A 1,030-nucleotide genomic window follows, 5' to 3' on the forward strand; every position below is an offset into this window, starting at 1 on the left:
ATTTTATTATCAAAGACTGACTTAAACTTCGGTTAAACAGTTGCACCCTCGTCTTATTGGTAAAGACAGAATATGCTGTGGCCCACAAAACAGCCACTGTACTGATTTTAACCCCACCACCTGTTGAGTTAGGGCCAGCACCAATAAACATAAGAATAATCGTAATAAATGTCGTCACTGGATGAAATTGGCTATAGTCCAAGGTAGGAAGCCCTGCGGTGCGTGGCGTCACGGCCTGCATTAAAGCAGCTTGCACTTTATTTAATATAGAAAAATTCTCTAACACACCATGCCATTCAAGTAAGCATAAAAGAGCCGTACCACCTAATACTAGTGCAGCATTGCCAACGAGCATTACCTTAGTATGTAAGGACAAAAAAGTAAAGCCTCGTTTATAATTTTTTAGTATATCAAACGATGCCATGTAGCCAAAGCCACCAATTAAAATAAGGACACTTGTGTTCAGTGTAAATCCCCAATTATGGACTAGCTCATAGGGCAAAGTATTATCAAAAAACACAAAGCCTGCATTACAAAAAGATGACACGGATTGATAAAATCCATAATAAATAGCCTCAGCCCCTAAATAGGGATACAAAACTAAAGTATAAATAACGCCCCCTACCAGTTCAACTCCGAAGGTGAGGCCCACCACTTGTTTCAAGACAGTCCTAAAATCAATATTCTCTAGGCCCACATCTTCCTGTAAAAGCAAGCGATTTTCCAGCCCCACTCGCTTTCTTAAAATCAAAAAGATTAAGGTCGTAAATGTCATCGTTCCTAAGCCACCGATTTGAATCAAAATAATCATGATCGTTTGTCCAAATACATTCCAATGATGAAATGTATCTACCGGTGTAAGTCCCGTTACTGAAGCACAGGAGACAGCTACAAAAAAAGCATCCACCCAATGTGTCGAACTACCATCTACTGTAGCAATAGGTAAAGATAATAAAATCCCCCCTACAATCATAAGGGCAGCAAAACTTAGGGCCAGCATACGCTGTGGATTTCTTACTAAAAAATTGCG

1 protein-coding gene is annotated in these 1,030 nt (G+C 39.7%); it reads right to left on the reverse strand.

Annotation, left to right across the window (positions count from 1 at the left end; translation table 11 throughout):
* Nucleotides 1-1,030 (reverse strand): TrkH family potassium uptake protein (locus Q0376_RS05910; RefSeq protein WP_298705184.1); only part of this gene is annotated, 1,030 nt, incomplete at both ends.

The organism is uncultured Veillonella sp. (genome assembly GCF_937981445.1).
Lineage (GTDB): Bacteria > Bacillota > Negativicutes > Veillonellales > Veillonellaceae > Veillonella_A.